Origin of the sequence: Bradyrhizobium sp. BRP20 (assembly GCF_020194215.1) — a bacterium.
Classification (GTDB): domain Bacteria; phylum Pseudomonadota; class Alphaproteobacteria; order Rhizobiales; family Xanthobacteraceae; genus Bradyrhizobium; species Bradyrhizobium yuanmingense.
This window is the reverse complement of sequence record NZ_JADYVY010000117.1, coordinates 1-414: the sequence shown is the minus strand read 5'-3', so window position 1 is coordinate 414 and position 414 is coordinate 1. Positions and strand designations below refer to the sequence as shown.

The following is a 414-nucleotide window of genomic DNA, read 5'->3' as shown; positions in this document are numbered from 1 at the left end:
AATTAGTTGCTGATAAACCAGCCGAATGTGAACCTGAAATGATGAATGCGGAAGATCCGCTCTTTATTCTTTATACCTCGGGCTCTACCGGTCAGCCGAAAGGGGTAGTGCATACTACGGGTGGATACCTAGTGTATGCATCAATGACCCATGAGTATGTATTCGACCTTCAAGAAGATGATATTTACTGGTGTAGCGCGGATGTGGGTTGGATCACGGGTCATAGTTATATTGCTTATGGTCCACTTGTGAATGGTTGTACTCAAGTTGTATTCGAAGGCGTGCCAACTTATCCAACGTCTGGTCGCATGGGTGAAATCGTTGATAAACATGGTGTTACTATCCTTTATACTGCGCCTACCGCGATCCGTGCTTTGATGGCGAAAGGTGACGAGCCGACAGCAACTTCTAAGC

Annotated in this window: 1 protein-coding gene; it reads left to right on the top strand. The window is 46.1% G+C overall.

Annotation, left to right across the window (positions count from 1 at the left end; translation table 11 throughout):
- The coding region (locus I6F33_RS38065) for an AMP-binding protein (RefSeq protein ID WP_225145807.1) at positions 1 to 414 on the top strand (414 nt) is incomplete at both ends.